Origin of the sequence: Halobellus rarus, from assembly GCF_024494595.1 — an archaeon.
GTDB lineage: Archaea > Halobacteriota > Halobacteria > Halobacteriales > Haloferacaceae > Haloquadratum > Haloquadratum rarum.
This window is the reverse complement of record NZ_JANHDI010000004.1, coordinates 230,088-247,647: the sequence shown is the minus strand read 5'-3', so window position 1 is coordinate 247,647 and position 17,560 is coordinate 230,088. Positions and strand designations below refer to the sequence as shown.

General features: G+C 67.4%; 17 protein-coding genes. 4 read left to right on the top strand and 13 right to left on the bottom strand.

What is annotated here, in order from left to right; translation table 11 throughout:
* Positions 1 to 30: 30 nt before the first annotated feature.
* Positions 31 to 927, bottom strand: coding sequence for an NAD-dependent epimerase/dehydratase family protein (locus NO876_RS06350; protein ID WP_256420841.1), 897 nt, complete (start codon positions 925 to 927; stop codon positions 31 to 33).
* Between the two features lie 697 nt (positions 928 to 1,624).
* On the opposite strand from NO876_RS06350, the gene NO876_RS06345 reads away from it, so the two are divergent.
* Positions 1,625 to 2,596: a phosphoadenosine phosphosulfate reductase family protein gene (locus tag NO876_RS06345; RefSeq protein WP_256420840.1), complete on the top strand. Its 972-nt coding sequence runs from the start codon at positions 1,625 to 1,627 to the stop codon at positions 2,594 to 2,596.
* 108 nt (positions 2,597 to 2,704) lie between these two features.
* Here the strand turns inward: NO876_RS06345 and NO876_RS06340 are convergent, their stop codons facing one another.
* The 9 genes from NO876_RS06340 to NO876_RS06300 are packed head-to-tail and all read right to left on the bottom strand — an operon-like array spanning position 2,705 to position 13,099.
* Positions 2,705 to 3,877 (bottom strand): XdhC family protein, encoded by a 1,173-nt coding sequence (locus NO876_RS06340; RefSeq protein WP_256420839.1) that lies wholly within the window; start codon positions 3,875 to 3,877, stop codon positions 2,705 to 2,707.
* A 7-nt stretch (positions 3,878 to 3,884) separates the two neighbouring features.
* Positions 3,885 to 4,733: a Rossmann-like domain-containing protein gene (locus NO876_RS18010; RefSeq protein WP_256420838.1), complete on the bottom strand. Its 849-nt coding sequence runs from the start codon at positions 4,731 to 4,733 to the stop codon at positions 3,885 to 3,887.
* Positions 4,730 to 6,160, bottom strand: a complete 1,431-nt coding sequence (locus NO876_RS06330; RefSeq protein WP_256420837.1) for a VWA domain-containing protein — start codon at positions 6,158 to 6,160, stop codon at positions 4,730 to 4,732. Before NO876_RS06330 ends, NO876_RS18010 begins: the two co-directional genes overlap by 4 nt.
* Positions 6,161 to 6,166: 6 nt before the next feature.
* Positions 6,167 to 7,156: an AAA family ATPase gene (locus tag NO876_RS06325; protein WP_256420836.1), complete on the bottom strand. Its 990-nt coding sequence runs from the start codon at positions 7,154 to 7,156 to the stop codon at positions 6,167 to 6,169.
* On the bottom strand, positions 7,153 to 8,349 hold the full coding sequence (locus tag NO876_RS06320) for an XdhC family protein (protein WP_256420835.1): 1,197 nt from the start codon (positions 8,347 to 8,349) through the stop codon (positions 7,153 to 7,155). Before NO876_RS06320 ends, NO876_RS06325 begins: the two co-directional genes overlap by 4 nt.
* A gap of 55 nt (positions 8,350 to 8,404) precedes the next feature.
* Positions 8,405 to 10,909 (bottom strand): aerobic carbon-monoxide dehydrogenase large subunit, encoded by a 2,505-nt coding sequence (locus tag NO876_RS06315; protein ID WP_256420834.1) that lies wholly within the window; start codon positions 10,907 to 10,909, stop codon positions 8,405 to 8,407.
* Positions 10,906 to 11,622, bottom strand: a complete 717-nt coding sequence (locus NO876_RS06310) for a (2Fe-2S)-binding protein (RefSeq protein ID WP_345780733.1) — start codon at positions 11,620 to 11,622, stop codon at positions 10,906 to 10,908. The genes NO876_RS06315 and NO876_RS06310 overlap by 4 nt, the downstream gene beginning before the upstream one ends.
* Positions 11,619 to 12,506, bottom strand: coding sequence for an FAD binding domain-containing protein (locus NO876_RS06305; protein WP_256420833.1), 888 nt, complete (start codon positions 12,504 to 12,506; stop codon positions 11,619 to 11,621). Before NO876_RS06305 ends, NO876_RS06310 begins: the two co-directional genes overlap by 4 nt.
* Positions 12,503 to 13,099: an SRPBCC family protein gene (locus NO876_RS06300; protein ID WP_256420832.1), complete on the bottom strand. Its 597-nt coding sequence runs from the start codon at positions 13,097 to 13,099 to the stop codon at positions 12,503 to 12,505. Before NO876_RS06300 ends, NO876_RS06305 begins: the two co-directional genes overlap by 4 nt.
* Before the next feature lie 262 nt (positions 13,100 to 13,361).
* Between NO876_RS06300 and NO876_RS06295 the strand changes: the two genes are divergently transcribed.
* Positions 13,362 to 14,624: a molybdopterin molybdotransferase MoeA gene (locus tag NO876_RS06295; RefSeq protein ID WP_256420831.1), complete on the top strand. Its 1,263-nt coding sequence runs from the start codon at positions 13,362 to 13,364 to the stop codon at positions 14,622 to 14,624.
* Entirely contained in the window at positions 14,621 to 15,376 is a 756-nt protein-coding gene (locus tag NO876_RS06290; protein ID WP_256420830.1) for a nucleotidyltransferase family protein, read from the top strand. The genes NO876_RS06295 and NO876_RS06290 overlap by 4 nt, the downstream gene beginning before the upstream one ends.
* A gap of 102 nt (positions 15,377 to 15,478) precedes the next feature.
* On the opposite strand, the gene NO876_RS06285 is transcribed toward NO876_RS06290, so the two are convergent.
* From NO876_RS06285 to trpB, 3 genes are all read right to left on the bottom strand, one after another.
* Positions 15,479 to 15,634: an AbrB/MazE/SpoVT family DNA-binding domain-containing protein gene (locus NO876_RS06285; RefSeq protein WP_256420829.1), complete on the bottom strand. Its 156-nt coding sequence runs from the start codon at positions 15,632 to 15,634 to the stop codon at positions 15,479 to 15,481.
* 72 nt (positions 15,635 to 15,706) lie between these two features.
* Positions 15,707 to 15,994, bottom strand: coding sequence for a hypothetical protein (locus tag NO876_RS06280; RefSeq protein WP_256420828.1), 288 nt, complete (start codon positions 15,992 to 15,994; stop codon positions 15,707 to 15,709).
* A gap of 99 nt (positions 15,995 to 16,093) precedes the next feature.
* Positions 16,094 to 17,245: a tryptophan synthase subunit beta gene (gene trpB, locus NO876_RS06275; protein WP_256420827.1), complete on the bottom strand. Its 1,152-nt coding sequence runs from the start codon at positions 17,243 to 17,245 to the stop codon at positions 16,094 to 16,096.
* 125 nt (positions 17,246 to 17,370) lie between these two features.
* Here trpB and NO876_RS06270 point away from each other — a divergent pair, with 125 nt between their 5' ends.
* Entirely contained in the window at positions 17,371 to 17,553 is a 183-nt protein-coding gene (locus NO876_RS06270) for a hypothetical protein (protein ID WP_256420826.1), read from the top strand.
* The last annotated feature ends 7 nt before the right edge of the window (positions 17,554 to 17,560 follow it).

Here is a 17,560-nt window from a genome sequence, read left to right as displayed (position 1 = left end):
CGGGGCGCTCGCGCCGGTCTGAATCGAACGCTACTCCGGCGGACTGTCCCACTCGCCGGCGTTGTCACGGGGTTCGTAACCGAGGACGGCCTGGGCGTGTTCGATGTCGAACCACCGCGCGTCGTTCCCGCTGACCGCGTAGAACGCGTCGTAGGTGACGTCGTCGTCCTCCAGACAGCACTCCAGCAGGTGCGCGAAGTCGCGCTGGGAGGTCCAGGTGGCTTTCAGGCGCTTGACCATCTCCTCGTACTGTTCGCTGCCGCGCTCCCACGACCCCGTCTGGGACTGGTCCCACACCTCGTCGTCGTCCACCGCGTGCTCTTCTCCGCGGTCCACGCCGCGCTCGGCGTCGCCGTAGGGGTGGTCGTATTCTTCGGTTCTGACGCTCGAAATCCGAAGCGAGTACACCTGGTTCGGCGCCCCCTCTCGGCGCGCGTGCGTCCGGCAGATGTGCTCGCCGAACATCTTCGAGGCCCCGTAGTAGCCGTCGGGTTTCGGGAGCGTCTCGTGAGTGAGTCGGAAGCGGTCGTGCTCGCTGGGGTAGTCTTCCTCGTAGAGTTCCGGGGCGTGATCCTCCTCGTAGAGGCCCATAACCCGCTGAGAGGACGCGTAAATCAGCTTCTCCACGCCGGCGTCCGCCATTGCTTTCAGAACGTTGTACGTCCCGACGACGTTCGGCTCGATGATGTCCCCGAAGTCCGCCCCCGCGTCGGACTGGGCGGCCAGGTGAATCACCGCGTCCTGCCCGTCGAACGCCGGTCGGATCGCCTCGTAATCCGCGATGTCCGCGACGTGCGTCTCGTAGTCGGGGTGGTCGCTTCGGTTCAGGTAGGTGAACTCGTACTCGTCTCTGCCCGCCAGGTGGTTGAGGATCGCTTCCCCCGCCTCGCCGAACGGACCCGTCACAAGAACGTGTTGGGCTGCCATCTATGCGTAGCAATCACGAACACTATCATTTATATTTTTCGTAGGTAGGTCGTCCCCGAGGGGGCCTTCTACAGTCGGGAGTACGGATTTTCAGTTTTCACTATCGTTGAAACACGACCCGTCTCGTTCGCTCAGATACTCACATTCGTACATCTGTTAGGTTTCCGTAATTCGGGTGCTTCAGGGGCCGAGACCGGCGCTCGTTCCCGTATCCAATATGATAGAAAACGACGGCCACCGGCAACCGGGAGCGAGGTTGAGTTCTTCGATCCACGCAGGTGCGTCCGAGCTGGGGGGCGGTGTTGGACCGGGACGGCCGGCGTGTCGCGAGACGACTCGGGCGATACTATTCACTTAACCGACACTGGATGGGTGTCCTCTCTTCTACGATTTCATATATGTAAAGATATAATATTCTTTTAATACCAATATTATTATTATTATTATTTCACCCGTTCGAATTGGTGGACCCTCGGGATCTGGACAGGCGAGAACAACGCCATATAATCGAGTTTACTGTGTGAGCTGAGTATCTGAGTGCGGAAAATGCCTTCCCGACGTGTACAATATCTTAGAAAACATAAGATATTTTAATATAAAATATAAGATATAGTTTATTCCATATGGGACAGATCGGCACTCCCATCAACCGATGGCAAAAAGCATTTAGCTCTCTGTAATTAGATGTAATTACACAATGGCAGACGAGTTTCCCGACTACCTCGACGTCGACTACACCGACGGCGAGGGCGAGACCCCCGAGGACTATCCGACGATCCAGGACAAGATCGAGAAGGCGATCGAGGTCACGAGGCGCGGCCTCGAACAGTACGAGAACCCCGCCGTGATGTGGACCGGCGGCAAGGACTCGACGCTCACGCTGTACTTCATCAATGAGGTCGCCGAGAAGTACGACCTCGAGACCCCGCCGGCGGTCTTCATCGACCACTTCCAGCACTTCGACGAGATCCACGACTTCGTCGACCACTGGGCCGAGCAGTGGGACCTCGAGGTCATCTACGCCCGCAACGAGGACGTCGGCGCGTACGTCGAGGAACACGGCCTCGAACCCGGCGACGACATCCCCGTCTCGGAGCTCTCCGAACACAACCAGCACCACGTCCGCGACCTGCTGGAGTACGAGGACGACACCTTCCCGTTCCTGCTCGACACCTACGTCGGCAACCACCTCCTGAAGACCGTCGCGCTCAACGACACGCTCGAAACGTACGACGTCGACGGCGTCATCTCGGGCGTGCGCTGGGACGAGCAGGAGGCTCGCGCCGACGAGACGTTCTTCTCGCCGCGACACGACCCCGACATCTACCCGCCGCACGACCGCATTCAGCCCATCCTCCAGTTCGACGAGGCCTCCGTCTGGGAGGCGTTCTGGAACTTCGTGGTGCCGGACACCGTCGAGGGCTACCCCGAGGACGGCCACGTCCCCCAGAGCGCCGACGACCTGCCGAACGGGCTGACGATGGCGGATATCCCGGTCTCGCCGAAGTACTTCGCCGGCTTCCGCTCGCTCGGCAGCGAGGTGTCGACGGACAAGACGACCGAGGAACCCGCCTGGCTGCAGGATATGGCGAACACCACCGAACGCGCGGGCCGCGCCCAGGACAAAGAGGACCTGATGGAGCGCCTGCGCGACCTCGGCTATATGTAAGGTCGGCTGACGAGAGGACTCGTAGACGTCGATCGCTTTTGTGACGACCGTAGAACCGGGTTCTGCGACGCTCCCTCGATGCCGACTTCCGCGACGTCGATCCGCCGGCTACTGCGCCGGCGGGTCGGCGTCAGACTCGACGTCGACGCGCTCGTGAATCGGGTCCTCGCGGCTCTTGAGGTGCCGCGGCGTCCGGTCGTTCGAGACCGCCAGCACCTCCGCGACGATGCTGTGTGCGATCTGGAACGGCGATCCGCCGCCGAGGTCGAGTCCGACGGGCGTGTACACCGACGATAGCTCCTCCTCTCCGAACTCCCGTCCGTCGTCCTCGAACGCCTCCAGCATCCGGTCGAAGCGTTCGCGCGGTCCCATTATTCCGACGTAGGGCACACCGGCGTCCAGCAGCGACTCGACCGTCAGTTGGTCGTCGACGAAGTTGTGCGTCATCACGACCGCGTACGTCCGGTCGTCGAGTTCGAGGTCGTCGCCCACGGCCGCCGGCGACGTGGTGACGAGTCGATCCGCCTCGGGGAAGCGCTCGGCGAGGTCGACCGCGCCCCGGAAGCCCACGACGGTCACGCGGAAGTCGTTCTTCGTCGCGAACTCCGTGACCGGCCGCACGTCGTGACCCGTGCCGAAGACGACCAGTTCCTTCGGGGCGGCGAGTCCGTCGATGAACACCGTCAGTTCGTCCGTTCCGTCTCGCAGCGAAACGGTCCCCGCCTTCCCCTGCGCTGCGAGTTCGCCGGCGGGACCCGCCAGCGAGTCGATCGGCCACCCGCTCGCGTCGGCTCCGTCCGGTAATTCCAGCGACCCTGTATCGGGGTAGTAGTAGGCGCGGTCGCCCCGAGTGAACGTTTCACCGCCGTCCAGGACGGTGACGACGGCCACGTCGCGCCCGCCGAAGAACGCCTCGACGGCGGGGCGGTACGTCTCCGTCAGGGGTTCGAGCAGGACCTCGATCACGCCGTTACAGCCGACGCCGAGACCCCAGACGTCGTCCTCGTCGTCGTCCATCAGGTCGTACGTGACCACTTCGGGTTCGCCGGTCTCGCGAACGCGTTCGCCGACGGCGAGCAGTTCGTCTTCGAGACAGCCGGCGGTGATGCTTCCGACGCCGGAGCCGCCCTCGTCGAGGAGCATCTTCGCCCCCGGTCGGCGGTAGGCGTTCCCCTCGACGTCGACGATCGTCGCCAGGACGTCGATTCCATCTCCGTCCAGTCGGTCGCGGATCTGCTGTACGACTTCCGTCTCGGGAACGCTCCAGTTGCTCTGTGTCATGAATTGATTACTCGTTAGAAACCCCGGCCCCGTCGCTCGCGTCGAGTCGAATCCTCGAAGGCGTCGCCCGGGCGACGTACACCTTCCGCAGCCCCGCGTCGTGCAGGTCGGTCCCGCAGGCACCCCGCCGCAGCGCCGCTCTGACCCCCGCGGCGTCGGTCACCGTCGCCCCGGCGACGACGTCCGCGCCCGCCTCGAACAGCGGGTCGGGGAGGAACGACGCCGTCGCGCCGATCACGACCACCGTCGCCGACGTCGGTGCCGCGTCGAGATACGCCTCGACGCCCCCGTAGACGAACGCCGAGCCCGTCACGAAGACCACCTCCGCGCCGGCCATCGCGGCGTCGGTCTCGTCCGGGGTGAACACCTCGACACGCACGCCATCGGGGTCGGGGACGCTCTCGATCTCCTCGCGTTCGATCACGTTCACCGTCACGTCGTCGAACTTCCGGAACGCGGGAGCGAACAGCCCGACGGTCACGATCCGCTCGACGTCGTCGGACAGAAGCGCCATCGGATCGCCCGCCCGCCAGTCGACGATCGGTGCCGACAGCGCGTTCATCGTCGCGATTCCGAGCGCCCGCGCGGTCCGGTCCTTCGACCCGTCCTCTGTGACGCTTGCCGACGTCCCGTCCGCGACGTCTTCGGACACGCCGGCCAGCAACGACTCGACCGTCCAGCCGGTCGTCTCCGGTGGGTCGCCGGGCGGGCGGTGTGCCAGGCCGGCCGCCGTCGACTCGCCGTCGGTCAGTTCCACGAGCACCGCCGCGTCGCCGACGGTGACCCGCTTGACGCTCGTCGCCTCGGTGACGCGCGGTCGGAGACGGTCTCGAACCGCGTCGAGGAGGTCGCTCACGACGGGTCACCGCCAGTCTCGTCGGCCGCGCGCCCGAATCGGCGCGAATCGTGCTCGTAGCCGACCGTGCCGCCAAGTCCGCGCTGTTCGATCTGCCGGGCCGCCTCCGCGAGGTCGGTGGGATCGGCGAACCCGAACAGGGCGTCGACGTACGGGACGGCCGTCGACATCCCGCGGGACCGCGGTTCGAACGCCGGTGAGACCGCCAGCGGATTGAGCCAGACGAGCGCACCGGCGCGGTCGGCCAGCCACGTGACGCCGTCGGCCAGCACGTCCGGGTCGCCGACGTCGAGGCCGTCGCTGACGACCACGACGACCGTCCGTCGGTCGACCGCGTAGGGGTGCTCCCGCCGGAGCGTCGCGAACGCCTCGCCGATCTGCGTCCCGCCGCCCCACTCGACCTCGGCCTCGCGAAGCGCCGCCGCGGGGTCGCCGTCGCCTCGCTCGAACTGCTCGGTGACGTCGACGAGGTCCGTATCGAACAAGAACACGCCGGCGTCGCGAGCGCTGTCGTGCAACCGGTCGGCGAACGCCAGGAGGACGCTCCGGTCGACGGTGTCGAGGACGGAGCCGCTCACGTCGACGAGCAGACAGCACCGCAGTTCGCTCGGCGTCGGTCGCGAGAGCGGCAGTTCCATCGGCGCGCCGCCGGTCGCCAGACTCGCCCGCAGCGCGCGTCTGGCCTCCACCTGGTCGCCGGCGGTCGACTGCTGCCGGCGACGGCCGGGCACCGTCGCCAGCGCGCCGACGAAGCGGTCGATGGCGGCTATCTCCGCCCGAGTCAACTGCGCGGTGTCGACGTCGACGCGTTCGCGCCCGCCGACGGCGCTGTATCGTCGCGCGTCGCTCTCGCCGGCCGACTCCGGCCGATCTCCCGTCGCGTGACGGCGCTCCGTCGGGATCCGGACGTCAACGCGACCGTCTCCGTCCCTGGTATCGTCGATGTCGGGTGGTTCCGCGTCCTCCAACAGGCCGGATTCCGCCCTCTCGGCGTCGGCGGATTCCTCCCGCTCGCCCGCGTCGTCCTCACCGGCCGTCGGCCCGTCGTGGTCGGTCGCGACGGCGCTCAGTCCGGATCTGAGTCGGTGCCAGAACGTCGGGAACGCGGACTCGAAGGCGTCGGAATCGATCGGATCCGAGAGCAGCGTCGCCCGCAACGCGTCTTCGACGCGGTCGCGGTCGTCGAGACCGACGACCGAGAGCGCTCGCGCGGCCGCCAGCGTGTCGCTGGGCGGCACGGTGACGTTCTCGCTCCGGAGTTCGGTGGCCAACCTGAGCAGTTCGATCAGGACGTGTCGCCGCGCCGCCCGGAAGTCGGGAACGCCGTCGGGACTCGCGCCATCATCGCGGTTAGCACCCGGGCCGTCGGTTTCCGTCGAATCCCCCCGGCGAATCCCGTCCCGACCGTTCCCAGTGTTCGCGTTCATCGTCGGTCAGGCTTCGACGCGTTCTGCGGCCCGTTCGGCGGCCGCTCGTAGCTGTTCGAGGAGCTCCGTGTCGATCCGGTCGAAGTCCTCTGCCTCCTTGAGCAGACACCCGAGCGTCCGCTCGATCTCGTCCGTCGAGAGCGGCCGCTCCTCGTCGTCGTGCCGCAGTCGCGCGACGGCCCGGGCCCAATCGAGCGTCTCGGCGACGCCCGGCTGCTTGAGGAACGCCTCCTCGCGGAGGCGGCCGACGACGGCGCACACCTCGGCGGCGACGGCGGCGTCGAGTTCCGGCACCTTCCGGCGGACGATCTCGTACTCGTCCTCGAAGTCGGGCGGTTCGACGTGCAGGTACAGACACCGCCGCTTCAGCGCGTCCGACAGCCCCCGCGTGCGGTTCGACGTGAGCACGACGATCGGCGGCTGGTCGGCGCGGACGGTGCCGAACTCCGGAATCGACACCTGAAAGTCCGAGAGCAGCTCTAGGAGAAAGGCCTCGAACTCCTCGTCGGCCCGGTCGATCTCGTCGACGAGCAGCACTGGCGGTGTGTCCCCGCCGGCCGTGAGCGCGCGCAGGAGCGGTCGTTCGAGCAGGTACTCCTCGTCGAAGACCGAGCGGCTCTGCGCCGTCTCGGTCGACGGGGACCCGTCGCTTTCGGGGTTCGCCGCCCCGGCGGCCGTCGAATCGCCCGCGACCGTCCCCTCGTCGGCCTGCACCGCGAGCAGCTGCTTCGTGTAGTTCCACTCGTAGAGCGCGTTTTCGGCGGTCAGCCCCTCGTAGCACTGCAGTCGGATGAGGTCGGTGTCGAACGCGCTCGCGAGGACCTTGCCGAGTTCGGTCTTCCCGCTCCCCGGCGGCCCCTCGACGAGCAGCGGTCGGCCGAGCGTCAGCGCGAGGTGGACGGTCGTGACCGTCCGGTCGTCCGCGACGTACGCCTCGGCCTCGAATAGCTCTTCGAGGTCCGCCGGCGACAGCGACGCGAACGCGTTCCGGCTCACGCTGCCTCCCCGCGTTCCAGGTACGATTCCGGCTCCGCGCGGAACGAGTCCGCACAGCCCTCACAGCAGAAGTAGTACGTCTCCCCGTCGTGGTCGACCGAGGGAGCCGTCTCGGGATCGGCCGTCATCCCGCAGACGGGGTCGGTGGCGAGGTCGGCGGTCGCAGTCTCGTCCTCGGCCGCGTCCCTCCCCGACGCCACATCCCTAGCTGTGTCGCCCTCCGATGCCCCATCCTCTGCCGCGTCGTTTTCCGACGCCTCTTCGACAGCTGCCCCGCGTTCGGTCTCCGCGTTCCCGTCGGCCGGCGACGACGTTTTCGCGTCGGCCGGCGACTGCTGCGGACTGCCTGCAGCCCCCGCCGCTCGCGCGTCGACGACTTCGGCGAGGATGCTCACCGCGATTTCGGCGGGCGTGTACGCCTCGATGTCGACGCCCGCGGGGTTCGTCACGGCCGCTCGGACCCGCTCGGGGTCCGTCTCGAGGAGCGTCGCGGCCCGCTCTATCACCTCGCCGCTCCGGGTTTCGCTGGCGACGAGGCCGACGTACGACGCGTCGGCCGCGACGCCGGCGGCGACGCCTCGGGCGTCGTACTTGCCCATCGACGCGACCACGACCAGCGGCGACCGGCCGACGGCGTCGACGACGGTCTCGGGATCGGTACTCGTGACGAGGCGATCGGCCGCGTGATCGTCGCCGGCGTCCGGATCGACGAGGACGACGTCGACGGCGAGTTCGTCCGCGAGTCGCGTGAGCGCCCGCGCGACCGGCGAATCGCCGACGATCAGCAGGTCCGGCGTCGGGTTCACCGGCTCGATGAACAGTTCGAGGACGCCCTCGCTGTGGCAGTGCATCGGGAACGCCTCCAGCCCCGGGCGGTCGATCTCCTCGGGATCGGGCGCGATGCCGACGAACCGCGGCTTTCCGTCCTCGATGGCGGCTTTCGCCTCGCTGATGGCGGTCGTCTGCGCGCACGCCGCGCCGCCGATCCAGCCGCGGAGTTCGCCGTCCGCCGTGACGACCGCGCGGTCGCCGACGTTCGCCGACACCGGCGGCTCGCGGCGGACGATCGTCACCCGGGCGTAGGGCTCGCCACGCTCCGTGAGCTCTGCCTCCAGCGCGGCGACGTCGCCGTCGCTGACGGCCGCTCGGTTCGGCGGATCGTCGCTCGCTTCGTGGGGTTCGTTCTCTGTCATCTATTGCTGTCTCCACGTCGGCAGCGCCAATGGGGCTGTCGCCGGGCGCCGACGCTCAGTCGTCGGCTGGTTCTTCACTCTGTCCGCCCTCGAACTCGAAGTGCACGTTCTGGCTCGGATCGTGCGCCAGTCCGGCCTCGTCGAGCGCCTCCCAGACGCGGTCGGGCGTCATCGGCATCTCGACGTGCGTCGTGCCGGCGTGGGCCATCGCGTCGACAACCGCGTTGACGATGGCCGGCGGCGACCCCACGGTCGGCGACTCGCCGACGCCCTTCGCACCGATCGGGTGGTGCGGCGACGGCGTCACCGTGTACCCCGTCTCGAAGTTGGGGATCTCGTTGGCCGTCGGCAGCAGGTAGTTCATGAAGTCCCCGCCCGTGCAGTTGCCGTTCTCGTCGTAGGTGACGTGCTCCATCATCGCCGTCCCGATGCCCTGGGCGAGACCGCCGTGGATCTGCCCCTCGATGACCATCGGGTTGATGCGGTTGCCGCAGTCGTCGACCGCGACGAACTTCTCGAAGTCGACCTCGCCGGTCTCCCTGTCGACCTCGACGATGACGATGTAGGAGCCGAACGGGTACGTCATCTCCGGCGGGTCGTAGTAGTTCACGGCCTCCAGACCGGGCTCCTCCGACGTGGGATGGTTCATGTACGCACCCGCGGCGATCTCGGTGATCGTGATCGAGCGGTCGGGCGCGCCCGCGACGTGGAACTCGCCGGACTCGCGGTCCCACTCGATGTCCTCCTCGGCGGCCTCCAACTCGTTCGCGGCGATGGATTTGGCCTTCTCGCGGACCTTCCGGGCGGCGACCGCGGTGGCCGCCCCCGCGACGGGCGTCGAACGAGAGCCGTAGGTGCCCAGCCCGTACGGGTCGGTGTCGGTGTCGCCGTGCTCGACGGAGATGTTTTCGACGTCCATTCCGAGCTCCTCGGCGACGATCTGTGCGAACGTGGTCTCGTGACCCTGCCCCTGCGTCTGGACGCCGACCCTGAGGACGGCGTTGCCGGTCGGGTTCACCCGGATGTCCGCGGAGTCGAACATCTCGATGCCCGCGATGTCGCAGGACTTGCCCGGCCCCGCGCCGACGACTTCCGTGAACGAGGAGATGCCGATGCCGATGAGCTTGTCGGCGTCCTCCTCGATGCGGCGCCGTTGCTCCTCGCGGTAGTGGTCGTAGTCGGCCATCTCCAGGGCCTTGTCCAGGGCCTTCTCGTAGTCCCCGGAGTCGTAGTTCCACCCCGTCGCGCTCTCGTAGGGGAACGCGTCGGCGGGGATGAAGTTCTTGCGCCGGATCTCCGCGGGGTCCATGTCGAGTTCCTGGGCGAGCACCTTCACCATTCGCTCGATGAGGTAGACGGCCTCCGTCACCCGGAACGAACAGCGATAGGCGACGCCCCCGGGGGCGGTGTTGGTGAACGCCGCCGTCAGCGACCCGTACGCCGCCTCGATGTCGTAGGAGCCGGTGAAGATGTTGAAGAAGCCCGCCGGGAACTTCGACGGCTGAGCGACCGCGTTGTACGCGCCGTGGTTCGCCAGCACGTCCGTCCGGACGCCCTTTATAATCCCGTCCTCGGTGGCGGCGAGTTCGCCGGTCATATCGTAGTCGCGGGCGAACCCGGTGGTCTGAATGTTCTCGGAGCGCTCCTCCATCCACTTCACGGGCTGTTCGAGCACGACCGAGGCCGCGGCCGCGACGACGTATCCGGGGTAGATCGGCACCTTGTTCCCGAAGCCGCCCCCGACGTCGGGGCTGACGATGCGCACCTTGTGCTCGGGGATGCCCGACACCTGCGAGAACAGCGTGCGGTGAGCGTGCGGTGCCTGCGAGGTGAGGTGGACCGTGATCTTGTCCTTGCCGGGGTCCCAGTCGGCGACGCACCCGCACGTCTCGATCGGCGCGGGGTGGAGCCGCTGGTACTCCATCTGCTCTTCGACGGTCACGTCGGCCTCCTCGAACACCTCGTCCGTCGCTTCCTTGTCGCCGACGTCCCAGTCGAAGATGTGGTTGTCCTCCTGGTCTTCGAGTTCGTCGCGGATCAGCGGCGCGTCCGCTTCGAGCGCCTCCTCCGCGGTGACGACGGGATCGAGCACCTCGTAGTCGACCTCGACCTTTTCGGCGCCGTCCTTCGCGACGTACCGGTCGGTCGCGATCACCGCGGCGACCTCCTGTGACTGGAACTTGACCTTGTCGTTGACGAGGACGTCCTGGGTGTCGTCCATCAGCGTCGGCATCGTCGCCAGTTCGTGCGCCGCCAGGTCCTCTGCGGTCAGCACGGCGACGACGCCGTCGAGATCGAGGGCACGCGATTTGTCGATGTCCTCGACGCGAGCGTGGGCGTGCGGGCTCCGGACGATCTCGCAGTGGAGCATCCCGGGCTTCTTGATGTCGTCGACGTAGTTGCCGCGACCGGTGATGAAGCGCTTGTCCTCCTTGCGCTTGACCTCCTCGCCCATCCCACCGCGGCCGTGGCCGCAGTGCTTCTCGGGGTCGGGACCGCCGTCGTCGTCGTGTTGATACTCCGTGTCCGCGACCGGAATGTCGTCGGTTTCGCTGCTCATACGTTGTCTCCGTTGTGTTCGGCGTCGGTCGTTGGACCGCCGCAGCAGTTCTCTGCGCCGCAGGAGAACTCGCCGTCGACGTCGTAGCCCTCGAACGGTTCGGAATCGTCCGCGTCGTCGGCCGCTGTCGGACCGTCCGCGTCACCGGACGTTTCCGGACCGTTCGCGGCGGCTTCCACCGACGATCCGGTTTCGACCGCCGCGGTGCCGCCATCGGTCGCCGGCTGTGCGGCGAGTTCCTCGGCCGCGTACTCGATCGACTTCACGATGTTCTGATAGCCGGTGCACCGACAGAGGTTGCCGCTGATCGCCTCGCGGATCTCCGCCTCGTCGGGATCGGGATTCTCGTCGAGGAGCGCCTTCCCCGCCATCAACATCCCGGGCGTGCAGTACCCACACTGCAGGCCGTGTTCCTCGTGGAACCCCTCCTGGAGCGGGTGGAGCTCGCCGTCGGACTCGGGGAGGTCCTCCATCCCCTCGACGGTCATGATCTCGCTGCCGTCGGCCTGCGTGGCGAACATCAGACAGGACTTGATCGGTTCGCCGTCCCGCAGGACCGTACAGGCCCCGCAGTTGCCGGTGTCGCAGCCGATGTGCGTGCCCGTCATATCCAGGTCCTCGCGGATCGCGTGGACGAGCAGGCGTCGCGGTTCGACCTCGAGCGTGCGTTCGGTTCCGTTGATCGTCAGCGTGATTTCGCGTTCGTCAGTCACGGTTTTGCCCTCCGTTTGATGACCCCCGCACGCTCGGCGGCGTCGCCGAGCGCCCGCTGGGTTAGCACTTCCACCATCCGCTCCTTGTACGACGCGTCGCCGTGTTCGTCCGATTCGGGGTTCGACTGTTCGGCCGCCAGTTCGCCGGCCGCCTCGAACAGGTCGGCGCTGGGCCGCTCGCCCTCGAGACGTTCCTCGGCGTCGGCGGCGCGCGCGTTCGTGATGTCCACCGCGGTCATCCCGATTCCCGCCGTCTCGATTCTCCCGTCTCCGTCGAGGATCAGTCGGGCCGCGACGCCGGCCATCGCGTAGTCGCCGGTCTTGCGCTTCAGTTTGTGGTAGGCGCTTCCCTCCCGTTCTTCCGGTGTCGGGACGCGCGCCTCCGTGATGAGTTCGTCCTCGCCGAGGGAGGTGTCGTACGGGAGGAGGAACAGCTCGTCGATCGGGACGGTCCGCTCCCCGTCGGGACCCGCGGCGACGATCTCGCCGTCGTGAGCGATGAGGATCGACCCCCAGTCGCCCTTCGGGTCGGCCTGTGCGATCGACCCGACGATCGTCCCGCGGTTCCGGATCTGCGGGTCCGCGACGAGCGGGGCCGCGTCCGCGAAGCTCCCGTACTTCTCGTCGACCAGGTCCGAGTCTTCGACGTCGGCGTGGCGCGCGAGCGCCCCCATCTTGAGGTAGCCGTCCTCCTCCCGGAGGTAGTCGAGTTCGTCGATGCCGTTGATGTCGACGACCGTGTCCGGGCGGGCGAGTCGGAACCGGAGCATCGGAACCAGGCTCTGTCCGCCGGCGAGGATCGTCGGCTCGTCGAGGCTCTCGATCAGGCTCACCGCCTGGCTGACTGACGTCGGCTCGTGGTGTTCGAACGGTGCCGCTTTCATAGCATGTTCCGTAGTCTGTCGGTGACGCCGGAGTTCGCGTCCTCGTCGACGTCGGTCATCTGCTGCTCGATGCTGCTGAAGAAGTTGTTCACGATCTTGTTGGCGACCGGCTTGATGACCCGCGAGCCGAGCTGGGCGATCCGCCCCGAGATGTCGGCCTCGGTCCACCACTCGATCCGCGAGCCCTCGCCGTCTTCGAGCCCGTGGATCTGCATCCCCGACTCCATGCTGAAACTGCTCCCGGAGGCGTCGCCGCCGCCGGTCGCGACCATCCTGAAGTTCTCGCTGTCGCGTTCGTCGATGGTGACGGTCGTCTCGAAGCGAGGTTTCACGCTCCCGACGCCGACCTGCATCAGCGCCGCGTACTTCTGCCCCTCGACGAAGGCCCGCTCGGCGATGATCTCCGGATCCGCGTCCGGCAGCATCTCGACGTCCTCCTCGGGCTCGTACTCGTCGAAGTTGAAGTCGTCGTCCATCGGGGTGATGTAGCGACACCCCTTCAGCGAGTCCCGGACCGCCATCGGGTCCGACAGAACGATCCACGCTTTCTCGGGCGGTACGCCGTCTAACTCGAACTCTCCGTCAAATTCCATATGTGTCCATCGTCGGTGTCTCCGGTCGGTCGGCAGCTGCGCGTCGCCATCTTTTATATATCCCCACTATGTGCACACTATTATCACGATCTATGGTAACAAGTAGGTACCCAATAAAAGTTTGTGTTGCATCGGGAGAGACACCTCGGAATGACTCGGGCGTTCAGCCGGGGCGCAACCGTACCCACGGACGCGAGCGTACCGACGAACGTGACCGCACCGACGGACGCGACTACACTGCCGGACGCTACACGGGAGAACGATGACGAACGACTCGGACCACAGCCACGACGATCTGATCGCGTGGGACGAGGGGGCCGAACGCGTTCGGGCCCTGCGAGAGCGGTGGCTTCCGACGCTGGACGCCGAGACGGTTCCGCTCGACCGCATCGCCGGGCGCACGCTCGCCGAACCGATCGATTCGCCCGTCGACGTCCCGGCGCAGAGCCACGCGACGATGGACGGCTTCGCCTTCGACGCGACGGCGGAGTACCCGCTCGAAGTCGTCGACGCCGACGTCTTCCCGGAGGACGAACCACCGGAACTGGGGGAGGGGCAGGCCGTCCGCATCGCGACGGGCGCGCCGGTCCCGCCCGCGGCGAACGCGGTGCTCAAGCGGGAGGAGGCGACCGTCGAGGACGGACGGTTGACCGGGTCGGACCTGGAACCGGGGACGTACGTCTACGAGCGCGGGAGCAACGTCGCCGAGGGAGAGCGGCTGTTCGAGGTCGGCGAGCGACTCTCGCCGAAGGACGCCATCTTACTGGGCGACCTCGGGATCGAGTCCGTGGGGGTCCGTACGCGCCTCTCCGTGGGACTGCTCGCGACCGGAACGGAGATCCACGAGGGGAGACACACCGATCTCGACTCACCGATGCTCGCGGGATTAGTCCGCTCGTGGGGCCACGACGCCGCCTACGAGGGGACCGTCCCCGACGACTACGACCGCGTCGAGTCCCGGATCGCAGACTTAGCCGACGAGCACGACGTGGTGGTGACCACCGGCGGGACGAGCGTCGGCGACAAGGACTACGTGGTGCGCGCGCTCGACTCCCTCGGCGAGGTGCTGTTCCACCGGGTGCGACTCCGCCCCGGCAAGCCGATCGCCGTCGCCGAACTGCCCGAGCACGACGCCGTCGCCCTCGCCATCCCGGGCAAGCCGGTGGGCGCGCACGCGGTGACCACGCTCGTCGCGCGGCCCCTCTTCACGGGCGAGACGTCGCTGCCGACGGTGCCCGCGCGGATGGCGCGAGACGTCGGTATCGCCACGCCCGGGTTCGCCTACGCGATTCCCGTCACGCTCGAAGACGGCGAGACCGACGGTGATGTCGACGGCGACGACGCCGTCGCGATGCCGCTCGGCCACGCCGACTCGGCGCTCTCGGTCTACGAGGCGGACTTCGACCCGAGCGTCCTCTCGTCGAGCACCAGGGCGACCCGCGCCGACGGCTTCGTCCTCACGGGCGAGGGCGTCGAGCGCGACCAGGCGGTCGACGTGGTCCCGTACTCCGCCGTCGAGCGATGACGGACGGGGAGGTCGATCTGCCGGTCGTCTCGCCGCCGTTCGATGAGGAGGGAGCCGATGAGGAGGGATCCAGTGAGGAGGACGACGATCGGACGCGGGACCGTTCCCGAGTCGCGGGCGTGCTCCTCGCCGCCGGAACCAGCGACCGCTTCGGCGACCGCAACAAACTGCTGGCGACGCACGACGGCGACCCGCTCGTCCGACACGCGGCGCGCACGCTCCTCGACGCCGGCCTCGACCCGGTCGTCGCGGTCGTGGGCCACGAGGCCGACCGCGTCGTCGACGCGCTGGCGGGACTCGACGTGGCGGTCGTCGCCAACGACGCCTACGACACGGGTCAGGCCTCGTCGCTCCGGGCCGGGATCGGTGCGCTCCGCGACTCCGATGCACAGGTCGATGCGGCGGTAATCGCGCTCGGTGATATGCCGTTCGTCGACCCCGAGACCGTCGAGACGCTCGTCGCCGCCTACGACGCGGGCGTCGGCGACGCGCTCGCGGCCGCTCACGACGGCGTCCGCGGAAATCCGGTGCTGTTCGACCGGCGCTTCTTCGACGCGCTCGCGGACGTCGCGGGCGACGTCGGGGGTCGCGAGATCCTGCTCACGAGCGGGGACAGCGCCTGCGTGTCGGTCTCGGACCCGGGTGTCCGTCGAGACGTCGACGAGCCCGGTGATCTGGCGGAATCGGAAGGTGAGCCCGACGAGACCGAGCGGCGGCCGAATGACGACAGCGAGCGGAACGAAAACAGGTGAACGACGATGATGGACGGAACGACAGCGGTGGACCGATCACAGCGAACGGTCCACAGCGGCCGATCGATTGTACTGAACGGAGCGACAACGGCCGAACGGTCGTCACTCCTCGTCGACGAACTTTTCGACGACGATCTTCCCGTCTTCGACGTGCCACTCGACGCGGTCGCCGGCGCCGACGTCGAGGAAGTTTCGAACCGGCTTGGGGACCGTAGTCAGGTTCTTCTCCGAGATTTTGGTGTTCGTCAGCGTGCCCATAGGCTACGTATTCCCGTGGTATTTACATAGCTTACGCTACGGTCAGTCGATCGGCACGTCATCGGGTCCGGTTCACACGGAGGACTTCCAGCGATGCGCGCCGCCGTCGGAGGCGTTGTCGAAGTCGAGGTCGAACCGGTCGGAGTTCAGGAGGACCTCGCCGGGCAGGTACCTGTCCTCGCCGACGGCGTTCAACACCCCGCGCTCGTCCATCGTCGCGAGGACGTCGCGGACGGTGCGTTCTCTCCCCGGAATCAGGTTCGCCTCCTCGATCACCGATTCGGTGTCGACCTGCCCTTCGAGTATCGCCAGTCGGATCGCCGCCACCCAGGTCGGCTCCCGCTTCAGTTCCCGACACATAGTCTCTGAGCACCGATACCACACGGACCGAATTAGAGTTTGCGGAGCGGCGACCGAAGACCACCCCCACCGCGTCGCCGCGGGCGCGACCGCGTCGGCTCAGTTCAGATCGAACAGTTCCGCGGCCTGTTCCATGTCCTTGTCGCCGCGGCCGCTCAGGTTCACGAGGATCGTGTCGTGCTCGTCTGCGAGTTCCTTCGCGAGGGCTATCGCGTGGCTGGATTCGAGCGCGGGGATGATTCCCTCCTCCTCGGCGAGTTCTCTGAACGCGGCCGTCGCGGCCCCGTCGTCGACGGCGCGGTAGTCACAGCGGCCGACCGCGCGGAACATCGCGTGCTCCGGACCGACGCCGGGGTAGTCGAGACCCGCCGAGACGGAGTGGACCTCCACGTCTTCGTCGATGACCCGGGTCCGCATCCCGTGGATGGTCCCGTCCTCGCCGTCGGCCAGCGGGGCGGCGTGACGCTTCGATCCCGCGCCCTCGCCGCCGCCCTCCGCGCCGTAGAACGCGACCTCTTCGTCGTCGCGGAAGGCGTGAAACAGCCCCATCGCGTTGCTGCCGCCGCCGACGCAGGCGACCGCCGCGTCGGGGAGACCGCCGGTGCGGTCCAAGAACTGCTCGCGGGCCTCCTCGCCGATCACGGCCTGGAAGTCCCGGACCATCCGCGGGAACGGATCGGGGCCGACGACGGAGCCGACGAGGTAATGGGTGTCGTCGATGTTCGCCGCGAAATCTTCGAGCGCGGCGTCGACGGCGTCCGACAGCCCCGATCCCCCGCGGGTGACCTCGTTGACCTCCGCGCCCATCAGCCGCATCCTGAAGACGTTCATCTTCTGGCGCTCGACGTCCTTCTTCCCCATGTAGATCTCCGTGTCGAGATCCAACAGCGCGCCGACCATCGCCGTCGCGGTGCCGTGCTGGCCCGCTCCGGTCTCAGCGATGAGCCGGGATTTCCCCGCCTGCTTCGCGAGCAGCGCCTGCCCGAGCGCGTTGTTGATCTTGTGCGCGCCGCCGTGGAGGAGGTCCTCGCGCTTGAGGTAGACGTCGGCCCCGTAGCGCTCGCTCAGCCCCTCGGCGTGGTAGAGCGGTGTCGGCCGTCCGGCGTAGTCTCCGAGCAGGTCGTCGAGTTCCCTTCGGAACTCGTCCGTCTCCTTGATCTCGTCGTAGGCGGTCGCCAGCTGTTCGAGCGGCTCGGCGAGGGGCTCGGGGACGTGTCGTCCGCCGTATCCCTCGAACTCTCCGTCTGACATACGTTCGCAGTACTTCACCGTCCGCCATAAACGGTACTCTCGCCCCGCGGTCTCACCGTCGATCGGGCCAAACGTTTACGCCGACTGCGACCGTCAGAGATCCGATAGAGGAGTCTCCGAGACAGATGGACGACCGCGTGATCGCTGTGCTCGTCGGTGTCGCCGTCCTCGCCGGGAGCCTCTGGGTCCTCGCCGAACTCGCGGGATTGGTCACCGTCGGCGACGTCGGACCGATCGCGCTCCTCGGGATGGTGATCCCCGCGACGCTCGCGATCGGGTTCGCGCTGCTCGTGTGGCTCCGGTGGTAGGCGAGCG

Excerpts from the sequence above, each read along its gene's own strand:
- NO876_RS06350 (WP_256420841.1), bottom strand. The coding sequence starts at position 927 with ATGGCAGCCCAACACGTTCTTGTGACGGGTCCGTTCGGCGAGGCGGGG.
- NO876_RS06345 (WP_256420840.1), top strand. The coding sequence starts at position 1,625 with ATGGCAGACGAGTTTCCCGACTACCTCGACGTCGACTACACCGACGGC.
- NO876_RS06340 (WP_256420839.1), bottom strand. The coding sequence starts at position 3,877 with ATGACACAGAGCAACTGGAGCGTTCCCGAGACGGAAGTCGTACAGCAG.
- NO876_RS06330 (WP_256420837.1), bottom strand. The coding sequence starts at position 6,160 with ATGAACGCGAACACTGGGAACGGTCGGGACGGGATTCGCCGGGGGGAT.
- NO876_RS06320 (WP_256420835.1), bottom strand. The coding sequence starts at position 8,349 with ATGACAGAGAACGAACCCCACGAAGCGAGCGACGATCCGCCGAACCGA.
- NO876_RS06315 (WP_256420834.1), bottom strand. The coding sequence starts at position 10,909 with ATGAGCAGCGAAACCGACGACATTCCGGTCGCGGACACGGAGTATCAA.
- NO876_RS06305 (WP_256420833.1), bottom strand. The coding sequence starts at position 12,506 with ATGAAAGCGGCACCGTTCGAACACCACGAGCCGACGTCAGTCAGCCAG.
- NO876_RS06300 (WP_256420832.1), bottom strand. The coding sequence starts at position 13,099 with ATGGAATTTGACGGAGAGTTCGAGTTAGACGGCGTACCGCCCGAGAAA.
- NO876_RS06295 (WP_256420831.1), top strand. The coding sequence starts at position 13,362 with ATGACGAACGACTCGGACCACAGCCACGACGATCTGATCGCGTGGGAC.
- NO876_RS06290 (WP_256420830.1), top strand. The coding sequence starts at position 14,621 with ATGACGGACGGGGAGGTCGATCTGCCGGTCGTCTCGCCGCCGTTCGAT.
- NO876_RS06285 (WP_256420829.1), bottom strand. The coding sequence starts at position 15,634 with ATGGGCACGCTGACGAACACCAAAATCTCGGAGAAGAACCTGACTACG.
- NO876_RS06280 (WP_256420828.1), bottom strand. The coding sequence starts at position 15,994 with ATGTGTCGGGAACTGAAGCGGGAGCCGACCTGGGTGGCGGCGATCCGA.
- trpB (WP_256420827.1), bottom strand. The coding sequence starts at position 17,245 with ATGTCAGACGGAGAGTTCGAGGGATACGGCGGACGACACGTCCCCGAG.
- NO876_RS06270 (WP_256420826.1), top strand. The coding sequence starts at position 17,371 with ATGGACGACCGCGTGATCGCTGTGCTCGTCGGTGTCGCCGTCCTCGCC.